Source organism: Citrobacter sp. MGH104, assembly GCF_001034485.1.
In the GTDB taxonomy this organism is placed as follows: Bacteria; Pseudomonadota; Gammaproteobacteria; order Enterobacterales; family Enterobacteriaceae; genus Citrobacter; species Citrobacter freundii.
The window spans coordinates 546,999-562,512 of sequence record NZ_KQ089819.1 but is presented as its reverse complement, the minus strand read 5'-3'; the positions used below and the strand labels follow the sequence as shown (position 1 = coordinate 562,512).

General features: G+C 51.1%; 19 protein-coding genes. 9 read left to right on the top strand and 10 right to left on the bottom strand.

The genetic code is table 11. The features are described 5' to 3' along the window. Positions 1 to 139: 139 nt before the first annotated feature. Positions 140 to 616 (top strand): FxsA family protein, encoded by a 477-nt coding sequence (locus SK34_RS21025; protein WP_003025457.1) that lies wholly within the window; start codon positions 140 to 142, stop codon positions 614 to 616. Positions 617 to 665: 49 nt separating this feature from the next. On the opposite strand, the gene yjeH is transcribed toward SK34_RS21025, so the two are convergent. Then, positions 666 to 1,931, bottom strand: coding sequence for an L-methionine/branched-chain amino acid transporter (gene yjeH, locus SK34_RS21020; RefSeq protein ID WP_044699201.1), 1,266 nt, complete (start codon positions 1,929 to 1,931; stop codon positions 666 to 668). 275 nt (positions 1,932 to 2,206) lie between these two features. Between yjeH and SK34_RS21015 the strand changes: the two genes are divergently transcribed. The 3 genes from SK34_RS21015 (at position 2,207) to SK34_RS21005 (ending at position 4,678) form a co-directional block, all read left to right on the top strand. Beyond that, complete coding sequence (locus tag SK34_RS21015) at positions 2,207 to 2,500, top strand: co-chaperone GroES (protein ID WP_000027827.1); 294 nt, start codon at positions 2,207 to 2,209, stop codon at positions 2,498 to 2,500. A gap of 43 nt (positions 2,501 to 2,543) precedes the next feature. Then, positions 2,544 to 4,190 carry a chaperonin GroEL gene (gene groL, locus SK34_RS21010; protein ID WP_003025464.1) on the top strand — a complete coding sequence of 549 codons (1,647 nt, stop codon included), beginning with the start codon at positions 2,544 to 2,546 and terminating at the stop codon, positions 4,188 to 4,190. Between the two features lie 134 nt (positions 4,191 to 4,324). Beyond that, positions 4,325 to 4,678 (top strand): DUF4156 domain-containing protein, encoded by a 354-nt coding sequence (locus tag SK34_RS21005; RefSeq protein ID WP_003025468.1) that lies wholly within the window; start codon positions 4,325 to 4,327, stop codon positions 4,676 to 4,678. A gap of 179 nt (positions 4,679 to 4,857) precedes the next feature. On the opposite strand, the gene yjeJ is transcribed toward SK34_RS21005, so the two are convergent. Both yjeJ and epmB read right to left on the bottom strand, forming a co-directional pair. Then, the gene (yjeJ, locus tag SK34_RS20995) at positions 4,858 to 5,721 is read right to left on the bottom strand and encodes a YjeJ family protein (protein ID WP_048234120.1); all 864 of its coding nucleotides are present in this window, start codon (positions 5,719 to 5,721) and stop codon (positions 4,858 to 4,860) included. A 184-nt stretch (positions 5,722 to 5,905) separates the two neighbouring features. After that, complete coding sequence (gene epmB, locus SK34_RS20990; RefSeq protein ID WP_016149436.1) at positions 5,906 to 6,934, bottom strand: EF-P beta-lysylation protein EpmB; 1,029 nt, start codon at positions 6,932 to 6,934, stop codon at positions 5,906 to 5,908. A gap of 41 nt (positions 6,935 to 6,975) precedes the next feature. Here epmB and efp point away from each other — a divergent pair, with 41 nt between their 5' ends. The 3 genes from efp (at position 6,976) to ecnB (ending at position 7,988) form a co-directional block, all read left to right on the top strand. After that, positions 6,976 to 7,542: an elongation factor P gene (efp, locus tag SK34_RS20985; RefSeq protein ID WP_003025478.1), complete on the top strand. Its 567-nt coding sequence runs from the start codon at positions 6,976 to 6,978 to the stop codon at positions 7,540 to 7,542. Positions 7,543 to 7,626: 84 nt separating this feature from the next. After that, a complete protein-coding gene (locus SK34_RS24285; RefSeq protein ID WP_376741890.1) occupies positions 7,627 to 7,734 on the top strand; it encodes an entericidin A/B family lipoprotein in 108 nt (35 codons plus the stop codon). Positions 7,735 to 7,841: 107 nt separating this feature from the next. Continuing rightward, positions 7,842 to 7,988: a lipoprotein toxin entericidin B gene (gene ecnB / locus SK34_RS20980; protein WP_003025482.1), complete on the top strand. Its 147-nt coding sequence runs from the start codon at positions 7,842 to 7,844 to the stop codon at positions 7,986 to 7,988. A 30-nt stretch (positions 7,989 to 8,018) separates the two neighbouring features. Here ecnB and SK34_RS20975 read toward each other — a convergent pair whose 3' ends face one another. Further along, complete coding sequence (locus tag SK34_RS20975) at positions 8,019 to 8,618, bottom strand: helix-turn-helix transcriptional regulator (protein WP_003025485.1); 600 nt, start codon at positions 8,616 to 8,618, stop codon at positions 8,019 to 8,021. A gap of 256 nt (positions 8,619 to 8,874) precedes the next feature. Here SK34_RS20975 and sugE point away from each other — a divergent pair, with 256 nt between their 5' ends. Continuing rightward, positions 8,875 to 9,192, top strand: a complete 318-nt coding sequence (sugE, locus tag SK34_RS20970) for a quaternary ammonium compound efflux SMR transporter SugE (RefSeq protein ID WP_000118520.1) — start codon at positions 8,875 to 8,877, stop codon at positions 9,190 to 9,192. Here the strand turns inward: sugE and SK34_RS20965 are convergent. Continuing rightward, positions 9,189 to 9,722 (bottom strand): lipocalin family protein, encoded by a 534-nt coding sequence (locus SK34_RS20965; protein WP_003025522.1) that lies wholly within the window; start codon positions 9,720 to 9,722, stop codon positions 9,189 to 9,191. The two genes, sugE and SK34_RS20965, sit on opposite strands and share 4 nt — an antisense overlap. 92 nt (positions 9,723 to 9,814) lie before the next feature. Further along, positions 9,815 to 10,960 carry a CMY-2 family class C beta-lactamase gene (gene blaCMY / locus SK34_RS20960; protein WP_048234119.1) on the bottom strand — a complete coding sequence of 382 codons (1,146 nt, stop codon included), beginning with the start codon at positions 10,958 to 10,960 and terminating at the stop codon, positions 9,815 to 9,817. Positions 10,961 to 11,091: 131 nt separating this feature from the next. Between blaCMY and ampR the strand changes: the two genes are divergently transcribed. After that, a complete protein-coding gene (ampR, locus tag SK34_RS20955; RefSeq protein ID WP_003025533.1) occupies positions 11,092 to 11,967 on the top strand; it encodes a LysR family transcriptional regulator AmpR in 876 nt (291 codons plus the stop codon). Between the two features lie 42 nt (positions 11,968 to 12,009). Here the strand turns inward: ampR and frdD are convergent, their stop codons facing one another. From frdD to frdA, 4 genes are read right to left on the bottom strand one after another with little or no spacing between them, the layout of a single operon-like run. Then, positions 12,010 to 12,366 (bottom strand): fumarate reductase subunit FrdD, encoded by a 357-nt coding sequence (gene frdD, locus SK34_RS20950; protein WP_003025535.1) that lies wholly within the window; start codon positions 12,364 to 12,366, stop codon positions 12,010 to 12,012. Positions 12,367 to 12,376: 10 nt separating this feature from the next. Then, the gene (gene frdC / locus SK34_RS20945; RefSeq protein ID WP_003025537.1) at positions 12,377 to 12,772 is read right to left on the bottom strand and encodes a fumarate reductase subunit FrdC; all 396 of its coding nucleotides are present in this window, start codon (positions 12,770 to 12,772) and stop codon (positions 12,377 to 12,379) included. 10 nt (positions 12,773 to 12,782) lie between these two features. Continuing rightward, positions 12,783 to 13,517, bottom strand: coding sequence for a fumarate reductase iron-sulfur protein (gene frdB / locus SK34_RS20940; protein WP_003025540.1), 735 nt, complete (start codon positions 13,515 to 13,517; stop codon positions 12,783 to 12,785). Then, positions 13,510 to 15,300 carry a fumarate reductase (quinol) flavoprotein subunit gene (gene frdA, locus SK34_RS20935; RefSeq protein ID WP_003025543.1) on the bottom strand — a complete coding sequence of 597 codons (1,791 nt, stop codon included), beginning with the start codon at positions 15,298 to 15,300 and terminating at the stop codon, positions 13,510 to 13,512. The genes frdB and frdA overlap by 8 nt, the downstream gene beginning before the upstream one ends. Positions 15,301 to 15,514 lie beyond the last annotated feature (214 nt).

Sequence of the window (15,514 nt, the reverse complement as noted above, 5' to 3'; positions counted from 1 at the left end):
CCCCTTTGTGATTAACCCTAAATATTAGTGTACAAGCCACTTGAAATTTTGCTAACCACCACAATATCAAATCGATGCGATTAACATAATTTTTCGAACAGAAGTTGAACAAAACGGCTGTTATTAACAGGAGATCCCTTTGCGCTGGATACCATTACTTGCCATTTTTCTCTATGTTTACATAGAGATATCTATTTTTATTCAGGTTGCCCATGTGATGGGCGTCCTGATGACGCTGATTTTGGTTATTTTTACGTCGGTTATCGGTATGTCTCTGGTTCGTAATCAGGGATTTAAGAACTTTTTACTGATGCAACAAAAAATGGCGGCTGGTGAAAGTCCGGCTGCAGAAATGATCAAAAGCGTATCGCTGATTATCGCCGGTCTGCTGTTGGTACTGCCTGGTTTTTTCACCGATTTCCTCGGTCTTCTTCTTTTATTACCCCCGGTGCAAAAACATCTGACGATGAAACTGCTGCCACATTTACGTTTTTCGCGTATGCCTGGCGGTGGTTTTAGCGCCGGAACCGGTGGCGGTGAGACTTTTGATGGTGAATTTCAGCGCAAGGATGACAAGCGCGACAGCATCGAACATAAAGACGATCGTCGGGATTAAGGCTCAGTATGTAGGCCGGATAAGCGTTGGCGCCATCCGGCAAAAGTGTTTATAGGCCGGATGATGGCGTCAACGTTGCCTTATCCGGCCTGCGGGGTAAAAACAGCCACAGCCCTGCCAGCATAATCAACGCGTACAAACTCTTCCAGCCGACCATTGCCAGTAGTAGTAGGCACAGCAGACCACCAATGACCGCCAGTGCGCGGTAATGCCCTTTCAGTAATCGACAACCCGCCAACATGCACAGCAAATAAATCATAATAAAGATGCCGTTGGCGTAGACGATTAACGCATCGAGATTGATTTGCAGCATATAGATGCACAGAGTACTGACTACGCAGCAGCCCAATACGGCGTTTAGCGCATTGCGCGGAAGGTGGCGGGGGGACAGACGAGCCAGATAACTCTCAGGCTTATACTGCGCTTGCGACCAGACCAGTCGAGCGAAACTTTGAATATAAATGTTGAGGCTGGCAAAACAGGCCAAATAACCAATGATGCAGGCGACCCACAGTGCCTGTACACCAAACAGTTGCACGACGATTTCTGGCAGCGATGCTGCGGCGGCCATTTGCTCGCCGTAGGCACCAAAATGGAGAACGACGACGGTGCATGCCCAATAAACAGATCCAGCCAGCAGCAGGCCAATCATCAGCGCGCGTGGGAAGTCTCGTTCCGGATTTTTGAATTCAGATGCCAGGTGAGCAAACGCTTCGAGGCCAACAAAACACCAGAACATCACCGACAGCGCGGCGAACAGACCGGGGAGTTCAATATCGCTAATTGCAGGGAAGGGGATTTCGACTGGTTTCAGATCGCCCGCCCACCAGATAGCAACAATGAGGGCAACAATCAGTCCGGCAATGACCGTTTGCAGATTAGCGCTTGAGCTTGCGCCGCGGGAGCCGATGTACCAAACCAATGCCAGCGTACCCAGCTCAGCCAGCAGAAGTTGCTCGTCATGCCAGCCAAACATCGCCTGACCAAATCCGGCGGCGATGTGCAACGCCGCAGGCAAGCCGACAGGAATGACCGACAAAAATAGCCATCCGGTGACGCGCTCCAGTCGTGAACCAAAGGCCATGCCGACAAAATGCGCCACACCGCCTGCGCTGGGGAAATGACGACCCAGTACGGCGAAGACAATTGCCACCGGAAAGACCAAAACAATCAGCACCGGCCAGGCCCACAGGCTGTTATTGCCCGCAACCAGTGCGGCCAGCGCGGGGACGGCGAAAACGCCTGTACCTAACAATGATGTCGACAACAGGCCAACGCCCTGAGCCAGTCCCAGCTCTTGTTTCAGTCCGCTCATAAGTGGTTATCCGATTATGCCCATTGACCGGGCTACAACGCAGATTTTTGATGGTATCACAATCGGATTTGCTTATGACGACGCGACTGAAATCGTTATGGAATGTGAGGCAGGTCGGCATTTTGACGGGATTTTCTGCTGATAAAATTTTTTTTTCGCTTGCCCCCTTGAAGGCACAAAACCCCATCCCCATCTCTCTGGTCACTAGCCGGGAAACCGTTTACGGGCCGGCGTCACCCATAACTGATAAAGACTTTCTCAAAGGAGAGCTATCAATGAGTATTCGTCCGTTACATGATCGTGTGATCGTCAAACGTAAAGAAGTTGAATCCAAATCTGCTGGCGGCATCGTACTGACTGGTTCTGCAGCAGGTAAATCAACTCGTGGCGAAATCATCGCTGTCGGTAAGGGTCGCATCCTGGACAACGGTACCGTACAGCCGCTGGACGTGAAAGTCGGCGATATCGTTATTTTCAACGATGGCTACGGTGTTAAATCTGAGAAGATCGACAATGAAGAAGTGTTGATCATGTCTGAAAGCGACATCCTGGCAATTGTTGAAGCCTAATCCGCGAACGACACTGAACATACGAATTTAAGGGAAAGAGAAAATGGCAGCTAAAGACGTAAAATTCGGTAACGACGCTCGTGTGAAAATGCTGCGCGGCGTAAACGTACTGGCAGATGCAGTGAAAGTTACCCTCGGTCCAAAAGGCCGTAACGTAGTTCTGGATAAATCTTTCGGTGCACCGACCATCACTAAAGATGGTGTTTCCGTAGCACGTGAAATCGAACTGGAAGACAAGTTCGAAAACATGGGTGCGCAGATGGTGAAAGAAGTTGCCTCTAAAGCGAACGACGCTGCAGGTGACGGTACCACCACCGCAACCGTACTGGCTCAGTCCATCATCACTGAAGGTCTGAAAGCCGTTGCTGCGGGCATGAACCCGATGGATCTGAAACGTGGTATCGACAAAGCTGTCGCTGCTGCTGTTGAAGAACTGAAAGCACTGTCCGTACCGTGCTCCGACTCTAAAGCTATTGCTCAGGTTGGTACCATCTCCGCTAACTCCGACGAAACCGTAGGTAAACTGATCGCTGAAGCGATGGACAAAGTCGGTAAAGAAGGCGTGATCACCGTTGAAGACGGTACCGGTCTGCAGGACGAACTGGACGTGGTTGAAGGTATGCAGTTCGACCGTGGCTATCTGTCTCCTTACTTCATCAACAAGCCGGAAACTGGCGCAGTAGAACTGGAAAGCCCGTTCATCCTGCTGGCTGACAAGAAAATCTCCAACATCCGCGAAATGCTGCCGGTTCTGGAAGCTGTAGCGAAAGCAGGCAAACCGCTGCTGATCATCGCTGAAGATGTTGAAGGCGAAGCGCTGGCAACTCTGGTTGTTAACACCATGCGCGGTATCGTGAAAGTCGCTGCGGTTAAAGCACCTGGCTTCGGCGATCGTCGTAAAGCAATGCTGCAGGATATCGCTACCCTGACCGGGGGTACCGTTATCTCTGAAGAGATCGGTATGGAGCTGGAAAAAGCAACTCTGGAAGATCTGGGCCAGGCGAAACGCGTTGTTATCAACAAAGATACCACCACCATCATCGATGGCGTGGGCGACGAAGCTGCAATCCAGGGTCGCGTGACTCAGATTCGCCAGCAGATCGAAGAAGCAACTTCCGACTATGACCGTGAAAAACTGCAGGAGCGCGTAGCGAAACTGGCAGGCGGCGTTGCGGTTATCAAAGTTGGTGCTGCGACTGAAGTTGAAATGAAAGAGAAGAAAGCCCGCGTTGAAGATGCCCTGCACGCTACCCGTGCTGCGGTAGAAGAAGGCGTGGTTGCTGGTGGTGGGGTTGCGCTGATTCGCGTAGCGTCTAAAATTGCCGGCCTGAAAGGTCAGAACGAAGACCAGAACGTAGGTATCAAAGTTGCGCTGCGCGCAATGGAATCTCCACTGCGTCAAATCGTACTGAACTGCGGCGAAGAGCCGTCTGTAGTGGCTAACACCGTGAAAGCCGGTGACGGTAACTACGGTTACAACGCTGCAACTGAAGAATACGGCAACATGATCGACATGGGTATCCTGGATCCAACCAAAGTAACTCGTTCTGCTCTGCAGTACGCGGCTTCTGTTGCGGGTCTGATGATCACCACCGAGTGCATGGTTACCGACCTGCCGAAAGGCGATGCTCCTGACTTAGGTGCTGCTGGTGGTATGGGCGGCATGGGTGGAATGGGCGGCATGATGTAATCATGTTGTTCTGAACCTCTCAGAATTGAGAAACCCCTGGGCAGAAATGTCCGGGGGTTTTTCTTTTGGTCATCTTTTTAGTATATGATTCAGCTACGGACATAACGTCCAACTAATTGATCATGGGGAATGACATGCACGTGAAATATTTAGCAGGGATCGTTGGTGCCGCGCTACTGATGGCGGGTTGTAGCTCCAGCAACGAACTGAGTTCAGCCGGGCAAAGCGTACGCTTTGTCGAAGACAAGCCTGGCGCAGAGTGCCAACTGATAGGCACGGCAACCGGTAAGCAAAGCAACTGGCTTTCTGGCCAGCACGGCGAAGAGGGCGGCTCAATGCGTGGCGCAGCAAACGATCTGCGTAACCAGGCTGCGGCAATGGGCGGTAACGTGATTTATGGTGTCAGCAGCCCATCGCAGGGAATGCTGTCCAGCTTTGTTCCTACCGCCAGTGAGATGATTGGACAGGTTTATAAGTGCCCTAACTGATTACACTTCATCCTTCAACCAGCCTCTTTGTTGGCTGCGCTGTGAAACCCCAGTCACATAGTTATCTATGCTCCTGGGGATTTTCTTCGCTTGCCGCCGCGATGCAGATTGAATGATTTTGTGTAATAAAGTGGCCTGGACAGACTCATGCAATCGTAGGCCTGATAAGCGCAGCGCCATCAGGCATTCTGAGTCTTATGTGCAGACTGAACGCGTAAATGATGCAGTGCTCGCAGGCACTGATCCTGATTGAGCTTTTGCGTCTTATCACCCGTCAACGTTCTGATAAACACCTGGCACGGTACACCGGCAAGTTTTTTCAGCCGTGGGCTGAAATCGAGCAGGCGGCGAGTAATGGCTTCGGCCTCTTTGCTGCCGGAAGCGGCGCGAGTTTTTACTACCGAACCACAGAAATGGGCTTTTCCTTTATCATCCGTATAGCGGTAAATAATCGCCAGATAATGATTAAACAGGTTATGTTTCCATTCGGGTTGTGTATAAGAGTCGTATTCCAGATTGTCGTTTTGCTGGCAATCCACATCGTACAGCGGCAGGAAATCCAGCAGCGATGTAATTCGTAGCGCTAAATCCCGCATGCCAGCATTATTTATTGCATGAATAATTGCATGCGCCAACACCTGAATCTGTAATTCATTAACCAGTAATTCATCTGTTTTCCCGTCATGCAGCGTCAGAGAAAATGCTAAGTTTTCCCCTTTATCATCCACTAACGTCAGTGAATCTATGCGACGGTTAATATCCGCATTTTTTAGCTCATCTTCCTGAATTAACGGAATGTTTTCGTGCATCTTTTTGCTGGCTTTCTCGCATTCTTTCTCATACTGCACACGCTTGTCTTCGCTTAGTTGATGTTTGGTGGATAGCCTGCTTTCCAGAGCAATAAGCAAGTCTCTTAGCCCAAGCGGAGAAAGAAAAAACAACGACTCCTTATTTCTTGGCTCTTTTATCTTTAATGCCAAAGCAACAAATTCATTCTTTTGACGAATAACGCCGGTATTAACGCCCTTAATACTTATAGCCATAAAAGGTTCTCCCTAACCATATATTTATAAATGCTCTGCATTTGAAACTATTGATAAAATTTACGAATGAATGATTTTACAGCGCTAATTAAAATAGCACATATTAAAAGTGCGGCTCCACCTGCAGGGATATTAAATAATCGTGATCGATAGCGAGTGTCCGGAATCGGACACTCAATAATGGTTATTGTTGGCGTAACTGCAGGTCCAACGGCGTTTTACTTGGCTCTCCGCCAATTTCACGCGCCAGTTTGGGGACCATGTAACCGGAAACCAGTGTCAGCAGTTCACGCATAATGTGACGCGCTTCATCATCGCTGACCATAAAGTGGGCGGCACCCTGTACTTTATCCAGCACGTGCAGGTAATAGGGCATCACACCGGCATCAAATAGTGCGTTGCTAAGGTTAGCCAGGGTTTGTGCGTTATCGTTCACGCCACGCAGCAATACGCTTTGGTTGAGTAGCGTAACGCCCGCGGCGCGCAGACTACTCATCGCCTGGCGAAACGTCTCATCAACTTCATTGGCATGGTTAATGTGATTGACCAGCAGAATCTGCAGCGTGGAGCGCGCAAAACGTTCGACCAGTCCTTCGGTAATGCGCGCAGGGATCACTATCGGCAAACGGCTGTGAATACGCAGGCGTTTAATGTGCGGAATGGCTTCCAGTTGCGTGAGCAACCAGTCCAGTTCGTGGTCTTTGGCCATTAACGGATCGCCACCAGAGAAGATGATTTCATCCAGCTCAGGATGCGCGGTAATGTAGTCGAGAGCGACCTGCCAGTTGCGTTTATTGCCTTGGTTTTCGGCATATGGGAAGTGTCGACGGAAGCAATAGCGACAATTCACCGCACAACCGCCTTTGACCAGCAACAGTGCCCGATTGCGATATTTATGCAGCAGACCGGGAACCACACTGTGCTGTTCTTCCAGCGGATCGGTTGAGTAGCCTGGCGCGGCAACAAACTCTTCCTGGGAGGTAAGTACCTGACGCAAAAGCGGATCGTCCGGGTTACCTTTCTCCATGCGGGCAATAAACGCGCGCGGCACGCGCAGGGCGAAAAGCCGTCTCGCATCGCGTCCGGCCAACAGTTTTTCATCTGCGTCTATATTCAAAAGATGCAGAAGTTCATCGGGATCGGTCACAACATCGGCAAGTTGCGATAACCAATCTTCTCTGGATGGGGTATTTAGGGTTACAATATGCGCCATTTTGTGGCTTAGCTACCAGTTAACAATTTTCAGAGGGCCTTATGGCAACGTACTATAGCAACGATTTTCGTGCTGGTCTTAAAATCATGTTGGACGGCGAACCTTATGCGGTTGAAGCCAGCGAATTCGTTAAACCAGGTAAAGGCCAGGCGTTTGCGCGCGTTAAGCTGCGTCGCCTGCTGACCGGTACTCGCGTAGAGAAAACCTTCAAGTCTACTGACTCCGCTGAAGGCGCAGACGTAGCCGACATGAACCTGACTTTCCTGTATAGCGACGGTGAGTTCTGGCACTTTATGAATAACACCACTTTCGAACAGCTGGCTGCTGACGAGAAAGCGGTAGGCGATAACGCTAAATGGCTGCTGGACCAGGCTGAATGCATCGTGACCCTGTGGAACGGTCAGCCGATCTCTGTAACTCCGCCGAACTTCGTTGAGCTGGAAGTTGTTGAAACCGACCCAGGTCTGAAAGGCGATACCGCTGGTACTGGCGGCAAACCGGCTACCCTGTCTACCGGCGCAGTCGTTAAAGTTCCGCTGTTCGTACAGATCGGCGAAGTGATCAAAGTGGATACCCGCTCCGGCGAATACGTTTCTCGCGTAAAATAAGTCTTCCATTTGATCTTATGGCGCAGGTTGCTGCGCCATACTTTTTCCAGGGCAGGAATGATGAAACCTCTTCTCGGTCTTGTAATGCTACTCCTTTTCACCAGCACCCTCCTGACGGGATGCAATACCGCGCGCGGCTTCGGTGAAGACATCAAACATCTTGGCAATTCAATCTCTCACGCTGCCAGCTAATCATTTCATATAGTCTTAAAAACGGTTGTTTATCCATCACACTCCCAGATCTTGTCTATTATTAAGTAGCTATACACAAACAATATTGGCTAGAAAAGGAAGACGTTATGGTTAAGAAGACAATTGCTGCGATCTTTTCTGTGTTGGTACTTTCTTCCGTTTTAACCGCGTGTAATACCACACGAGGCGTAGGACAGGATATTTCTGAAGGCGGTAGCGCCATTTCTGGTGCAGCGACAAAAGCTCAGCAATAATGAAGAACGGTACGACGTCGTGTCGTACCGTTAATCTCCCTTCCCTGGGAGTGACAGAAACGGCGAGAAGCGGTTCCCCAGGTGCAGTTTCATACGGATATTCCGCTTATAGGTGTAGACCGTTTTGCCATGTATGCTGAGTGCGGCGGCAATGGCATTGTTACTCACACCATCCATCCACATTGATAATACTTTCTCCTCCTGCGGCGTAAGCAAAGGCGTGGCGTTTTTGGGTATTTCTAATGCGGGGCGAACCTGAAGTGCTTCCTGAATTGTGTGGGAGAGTGTGTTCAGCGTGGTGTGCTTGGTCAAGACCGAATGGGCGACGGATTGAGAGGGTGCGATGGGGGCATGCTGTCTATCTGCTGATTGCAGTAAAATCAGTGGGATGACGCCACAACTCATAAAAAAAGGGTTAATTGGCGGACTGGAGTGCGTCTCGCTAATAAAACTGTATAAATCCGCGATCACCAGATGCGGTTTCCATTGCAAAATATGCTCTTTTGCTAACAGGAGATTATTGATTCCTGATACCAGAAATGAAGAGCTGAACCTGCCAGAATGATTAAGCAAGGCCTCTATCCCTGTGCGGGTAAAGTGGCACCGGTCAATCACTAAAATTTTAAGCATAAACGTTTCGCATTCAGAAGAGGGGCAATCGACTTTCCGGTTTCAGAAAGCCCTTCATCATAGAGAACTCCGATGAGTGCCAAATGCGGGAACTACGCCGCTAATTATGCTTAATTCTTGCTTTTAGCTGGCAGTGAATAAAAAGGTTGAAATTCATTTTCTTCCGGGCAAAAATGCCATTTCACACATCAGCTTTGTAGGACGACCTGCAAACGCTTCTTTCACCGGGGACGGCCCCATTGTTCTGGAGCCTGATATGTCCTGGATCGTTTTATTAATTGCAGGTTTGCTCGAAGTCGTCTGGGCGATTGGCCTGAAATATACCCACGGTTTTACGCGTCTTACGCCAAGCATTATCACTATTGCGGCGATGATCGTCAGTATTGCCATGCTCTCCTGGGCAATGCGCACATTACCTGTAGGAACCGCTTATGCGGTCTGGACCGGCATTGGCGCCGTCGGGGCGGCCATTACAGGGATTTTGCTGCTGGGTGAATCTGCCAGCCCGGCGCGTTTGCTGAGCCTTGGGCTGATCGTTGCTGGCATTATTGGTCTGAAGCTGAGCACTCACTAAGCGCCAGGCTGTTTCACCCAAATCAGCTTATTCACCTCAAACCCTTCCCGGGTCGCGATGGCTAACATTTGCTGTTTCATTTCATCTGAAATAGTTGGGGTCCGTGAAAGGATCCACAGGTAGTCGCGATCCGGACCGCAAACCAGCGCGTGACGATATTCCCGGTCGAGTGCAATTACGTTATACCCACCATAGAAGGGGCCGAAGAATGATACTTTAAGCGCGGCCGTGCTTGGGTCGCCGGTGAAATAGGCTTTCCCTTCCGTTTTCTGCCACATCTCCCTGTCAGGGTTATAGCCCTTGTTAATAACGTTGATGCCGCCGTCGTCGCGCAAGCTGTACGTTGCGGTCACTTTATCCAACCCGCGCTCGAAACGATGGTCGAAGCGCGCAATTTCATACCATGTTCCCAGATAGCGTTTGGCATCAAAGTTATTCACCACGGTAACGCCTTTCGGCGGTGTTGGGGAGCTGCAAGCGACAACCAGGAATGCAGCCGTAACTGCAGCAACGACGGGCAGAATGCGCATAGTGTTTTCCTTACTGTTTTTTGTTAAGTGTAGATGACAGCAGGAAAAAAAGAGCAAGAAAGGAGGTCCGATTTACCGGACCCCTCTGTCAGTTATTGCAGTTTTTCAAGAATGCGCCAGGCCGCCTCGACGCGGACAGGGTTAGGATAGCTTTTGTTTGCCAGCATCACTATGCCAAGGTTTTTTTCTGGAACGAAGGCAACGTAGCTGCCAAATCCACCTGTGGATCCCGTTTTATGCACCCATGAGGCTTTCACGGCAGGTACTGGCGGGTTTACCTCAACGGCGGGAAGCGCTGCCAATGCCACTTTGCTGTCGCTGCCGTTGATGATCGAATCAGCTTTCAGCGGCCAGTTCAGCATCTCCCAGCCTAATCCCTGGTACATATCACCAATACGCCAGTAACGAGACTGCGCAAGCTCAATGCCCTGCTGGAGCGTTTTCTCCTGAACGTGGCTGGCGTCCATGTTGGCCTGAACCCAGCGGGCCATATCGATAACGCTGGATTTCACGCCATAGGCTTCGGCGTCAAGTTGTCCCGGAGAAACGTGTACAGGCTTCCCTTCGCGATAGCCCCAGGCATAATTTTTTTGTTCGCTTTGCGGAACCGTAATCCAGGTATGCGCCAGTTTTAATGGTTGCAGGACGCGTCTGGTCATTGCCTCTTCGTAGCTCATACCTGAAGGTTTCACCGCCAGCGCACCAAACAGACCAATGCTGGAGTTAGCGTAAAGACGCTTAGCGCCCGGAGTCCATTGTGGTTGCCAGTTTTGATAAAAGCGCAGTAATGCGGCTTTATCCGTAACGTCATCGGGGATCTGCAGCGGCAGGCCACCCGCTGTATAGGTGGCTAAGTGCAGCAGGCTGATACCCCGCCACTGTTTGCCTGTCAGTTCTGGCCAGTATTTCGTGACCGGATCGCTGAGCTTAATTTCGCCGCGGGCGATAGCGTCGCCGCCCAACACGCCGTTAAACGTCTTACTGACCGACCCTAGCTCAAACAGCGTTTGCTGCGTGACTGGGTGGTTATTGGCGATATCGGCTTTACCCCAGGTAAAGTAATAAGGTTTCCCCTCGTAGATAATCGCCACGGCCATACCCGGAATAGCCTGCTCCTGCATCAGTGGTGTGATGGTGCGGTTAACGATATCGGCAATTTGTTGTTCTGTTTTTGCGGCAGCAAACGTGGAGAAAGAGGCTGTCAGCAGCAGCGCGCAGCATATCGATTTTTTCATCATGAAATCAGTTCCGTAATTAAAAGCAAAAGGGTGTCCGGGCCCGTCAGACGCAATCAGTGTGTTTGATTTGCACCGTGTTGACAAACGGTTAAATTTAGCAGCAGATATAAGTTTTTCTAACAGGCTTAATGATGACGCGTAGCTATATCCCTCTTAACTCGCTGCGGGCTTTTGAAGCCGCGGCCAGGCATCTCAGCTTTACCCGCGCTGCGATTGAGCTCAACGTGACGCATTCTGCCATCAGCCAGCATGTCAAATCGCTGGAGCAGCAGCTGAATTGTCAGCTTTTTGTGCGCGGTTCTCGTGGATTAATGTTGACGACTGAAGGGGAAAGTCTGTTACCTGTACTTAATGACTCCTTCGATCGTATGGCGGGGATGTTGGATCGTTTTGCCACTAAACAGACCCAGGAAAAACTTAAAATTGGCGTAGTGGGAACCTTTGCTATCGGCTGTCTTTTCCCGCTGTTGAGCGATTTTAAGCGCAGTTACCCACATATTGATTTGCATATTTCTACCCATAACAATCGCGTGGATCCCGCCGCCGAAGGGCTGGATTATACCATTCGCTACGGTGGGGGAGCCTGGCACGATACCGATGCGCAATATTTATGTAGCGCGCTGATGTCTCCACTGTGTTCGCCAACATTGGCTTCGCAGATTCAAACGCCTGCGGATATCCTGAAATTTCCGTTATTACGATCGTATCGGCGGGATGAATGGGCGCTTTGGATGCAGGCGGCCGGAGAGGCGCCTCCGTCACCGACGCACAATGTGATGGTGTTTGATTCGTCCGTCACCATGCTGGAAGCCGCTCAGGCGGGGATCGGTGTGGCAATTGCGCCAGTCAGAATGTTCACGCATTTACTCAGCAGTGAACGTATCGTTCAGCCGTTTTTAACGCAGATTGATTTGGGAAGCTACTGGATAACGCGTTTGCAATCTCGCCCGGAGACGCCCGCGATGCGTGAATTTTCCCGTTGGTTGACCGGGGTGCTGCACAAATAAAAAAGGCCCGCCAATGGCGGGCCTGATAATTAACGCATGTACTTAGATGGTCAGAATACCAATCGCCGTTACAACGGTCAGGATAGCTGCCAGTCCGTAGAATACCCATTTGCCAGCCGGCACGTGGATTTTCAGGTCATGCATCGCGTGGTGCATACGGTGTAAACCACACCACAGCGGCAGAACGATCATCAGGAACAGAAACGCACGTCCGATGAAGCTCTGAGCGAATGCCAGTACGCGTTCATAGCTGAAAGCATCAGGAACAAAGCCCAGCGGCAGCATAATGCCTACCAGCAGGATCATTACCGGCGCAATGATTGCGCTCCACATACCGCCTGCACCAAACAGGCCCCAGAATACGGGTTCGTCAGAGCGTTTTGGATTTGGATTAATCATTCCGGACTCCTTACCAGAACAGGGCAACAAACAGTATGACTACTGTAGCAACCACAGTGACTGCCCAGAGACCTTTGATGATCGGCTCTGGCCCCATTTTTTCGTCTTTTACGATGATGTTGGCTGCTTTTGGTGCCAGCTCAAACCAGGTTTTGGTATGCAGCAGCGCTGCTGCCAGGGCGATAATGTTAAGGATTACCACCACCGGGTTTTGTAAAAAGGCGACAAAGCCCATCCAGGACTCTGCACCATGCTTGAGTGCAAACAGGCCGATAATCAGTTCAATGCTGAACCAGACTGCCGGGACTGCCGTGCCTTCACGCAGCATGTAAAAACGATAAAATGGCAGCTTTTTCCACCAGGTGGACGTCATTGGCCGCACATAGGCTTTACGTTTAGTCGTCATCGTGCACTCCTTAGCGTGGTTTCAGGGTAGCGATAAGAAAGTCTTTTGAACTTTCAACTTTACCCTGCTGAATGGCCGCAGCCGGATCGACGTGTTTCGGGCAGACTTCGGAGCAGTAGCCCACGAAAGTACAGGTCCAGACGCCGTTCGGGCTGTTCAATTGAGCCATACGCTCCTTCTTACCGTGGTCGCGGCTATCTTCGTTGTAACGATGCGCCAGCGTAATCGCAGCCGGTCCAATGAACTCAGGGTTCAGGCCGAACTGCGGGCACGCGGCGTAGCACAGACCACAGTTGATGCAACCGGAGAACTGATGATACTTCGCCATCTGCGCCGGAGTCTGGGTGTTTGGACCCTGATCCGGTGTACGCGGGTTACCGATGATGTACGGTTTGATCGCTTCCAGGCTTTCGATAAAGTGCGTCATGTCGACGACCAGATCGCGCTCAATCGGGAAGTTGCCCAGCGCTTCAACCTTCATGCCGTTTGTGTAATCACGCAGGAAGGTTTTGCACGCCAGTTTCGGTACATTGTTGACCATCATGCCGCAGGAGCCGCAGATTGCCATACGGCAGGACCAGCGGTAGCTCAGGTCCGGTGCCAGGTTATCCTTGATGTAGCCCAGCGCATCCAGCAGTGACGTGGTTTCATCATAAGGAACTTCGTAGAAAGCACTGTGCGGCGCGGTATCGGTTTCCGGGTTATAGCGCACCACCTCAACTTTCAGGTTTTTCATCTCAGCCATTCGCCTTCTCCTTCTTATCGGCTGCTTCCGCTTCGCCACCGTAAACACGTTTAGCCGGTGGCAGAGTGGTGATTTTCACGTCGCTGTATTCCAGGCGAGTCGTGCCGTCAGCATCGCGGAAGGCGAGGGTGTGTTTGAGGAAGTTCACGTCGTCACGCTCGGTACAGCCTTCATCCAGACGCTGATGCGCGCCGCGGGATTCTTTACGCGCCAGCGCGGAGTGCGCCATACATTCAGCAACGTTCAGACCGTGACCCAGTTCGATGGTATACAGCAGGTCGGTGTTGAAGACGCTGGAGGTATCAGTGATACGTACGCGCTTGAAGCGTTCCTGCAGTTCAGCCAGCTTATCAACGGTTTTCTGCATCAGTTCCGGCGTACGGTAGATACCGCAACCTTCTTCCATGGAGATACCCATTTCATCACGGATCTTAGACCAGTTTTCGTTACCTTCCTGGTTAACCAGATCTTTCAGACGTTTTTCAACGCCAGCAACCTGTGCATCCAGAGCGGCACTGTTTGCAGCGCCAGCCGTTGCAGCGCGTTCCGCAGCTTGTTCACCGGCCATACGACCGAAGACCACCAGTTCCGCCAGGGAGTTAGAGCCCAGACGGTTAGCGCCATGCAGACCAACAGAGGAACATTCGCCGACAGCGAACAGACCTTTAATGCGGGTTTCACAGTGCTGATCGGTTTCAATACCGCCCATGGTGTAGTGCGCGGTCGGACGTACCGGGATCGGTTCTTTAACCGGATCGACACCCACGTAAGCTTTCGCCAGTTCGCAGATGAACGGTAAACGTTCGAGCAGTTTTTTCTCGCCGAGGTGACGCAGGTCGAGGTGAACCACATCGCCACGCGGAGTGGAAATGGTGTTGCCTTTGCGCCATTCGTGCCAGAAAGCCTGAGAAACTTTGTCGCGCGGACCGAGTTCCATGTATTTGTTTTTCGGCTCGCCCAGCGGGGTTTCCGGACCCATGCCGTAGTCTTGCAGATAACGGTAGCCGTTTTTGTTGACCAGGATACCGCCTTCACCACGGCAACCTTCTGTCATCAGGATACCGGAGCCTGGCAGACCCGTCGGGTGATATTGAACGAATTCCATATCACGCAGCGGAACGCCGTGGCTCAGCGCCATGCCCATACCGTCGCCGGTTACGATGCCGCCGTTGGTATTGTAACGGTAAACACGACCAGCGCCGCCCGTTGCCATTACGACTGCGTTAGCACGGATCTGCACCAGCGTGCCTTCCATCATGTTCATGGCAACCAGGCCGCGGGCATGACCCTCGTCCACCAGGATATCCAGAACGAAGTGTTCGTCAAAGCGCTGAATCTGCGGGAACTGCAAAGATGTTTGGAACAGCGTATGCAACATGTGGAAGCCGGTTTTATCTGCGGCAAACCAGGTACGCTCGATTTTCATGCCGCCGAAGCGACGTACGTTGACGCTACCGTCTTCACGACGGCTCCATGGGCAGCCCCATTGTTCCAGTTGCGTCATTTCAGTTGGGCAGTGGTGGACAAAGTAATCCACGACATCCTGCTCACATAGCCAGTCTCCGCCTGCTACCGTATCGTGAAAATGGTAGTCAAAGCTGTCATGATCCTGCGCGACAGCAGCAGAGCCGCCTTCGGCAGCAACGGTATGGCTGCGCATTGGGTACACTTTTGAGATCAGTGCGATTTTAGCGTTGGGATTTGCTTGTGCGGCAGCAATTGCAGCACGTAATCCCGCGCCACCGGCGCCTATAATGGCAAGATCGGCTTGAAAGGTTTGCACGACATTCCTCCAGATTGTTGTTATTTCATCCCCGCCTGAAATTAGATGCTTCATCGGCTTCAAACAGGTTATGAACGCGTTTCCACTGCTCCTTTATAGGTACAATAGTATAGTCTTAGGGATGTGCGGGAAATTTGACGTGTTCGATTTTTTTAGCGTGTCACAGGGGGGAATTATCATTGAATTTGATTAATTTAATTACTAAACCACCCTA

Coding starts and splice junctions, on each gene's coding strand:
- epmB (WP_016149436.1), bottom strand. CDS start 6,934: ATGGCGCATATTGTAACCCTAAATACCCCATCCAGAGAAGATTGGTTA.
- yjeJ (WP_048234120.1), bottom strand. CDS start 5,721: ATGGCTATAAGTATTAAGGGCGTTAATACCGGCGTTATTCGTCAAAAG.
- SK34_RS21005 (WP_003025468.1), top strand. CDS start 4,325: ATGCACGTGAAATATTTAGCAGGGATCGTTGGTGCCGCGCTACTGATG.
- SK34_RS24285 (WP_376741890.1), top strand. CDS start 7,627: ATGCTACTCCTTTTCACCAGCACCCTCCTGACGGGATGCAATACCGCG.
- yjeH (WP_044699201.1), bottom strand. CDS start 1,931: ATGAGCGGACTGAAACAAGAGCTGGGACTGGCTCAGGGCGTTGGCCTG.
- frdD (WP_003025535.1), bottom strand. CDS start 12,366: ATGATTAATCCAAATCCAAAACGCTCTGACGAACCCGTATTCTGGGGC.
- SK34_RS20965 (WP_003025522.1), bottom strand. CDS start 9,722: ATGCGCATTCTGCCCGTCGTTGCTGCAGTTACGGCTGCATTCCTGGTT.
- SK34_RS20975 (WP_003025485.1), bottom strand. CDS start 8,618: ATGCTTAAAATTTTAGTGATTGACCGGTGCCACTTTACCCGCACAGGG.
- groL (WP_003025464.1), top strand. CDS start 2,544: ATGGCAGCTAAAGACGTAAAATTCGGTAACGACGCTCGTGTGAAAATG.
- sugE (WP_000118520.1), top strand. CDS start 8,875: ATGTCCTGGATCGTTTTATTAATTGCAGGTTTGCTCGAAGTCGTCTGG.
- ampR (WP_003025533.1), top strand. CDS start 11,092: ATGACGCGTAGCTATATCCCTCTTAACTCGCTGCGGGCTTTTGAAGCC.
- ecnB (WP_003025482.1), top strand. CDS start 7,842: ATGGTTAAGAAGACAATTGCTGCGATCTTTTCTGTGTTGGTACTTTCT.
- frdB (WP_003025540.1), bottom strand. CDS start 13,517: ATGGCTGAGATGAAAAACCTGAAAGTTGAGGTGGTGCGCTATAACCCG.
- efp (WP_003025478.1), top strand. CDS start 6,976: ATGGCAACGTACTATAGCAACGATTTTCGTGCTGGTCTTAAAATCATG.
- blaCMY (WP_048234119.1), bottom strand. CDS start 10,960: ATGATGAAAAAATCGATATGCTGCGCGCTGCTGCTGACAGCCTCTTTC.
- SK34_RS21015 (WP_000027827.1), top strand. CDS start 2,207: ATGAGTATTCGTCCGTTACATGATCGTGTGATCGTCAAACGTAAAGAA.
- frdC (WP_003025537.1), bottom strand. CDS start 12,772: ATGACGACTAAACGTAAAGCCTATGTGCGGCCAATGACGTCCACCTGG.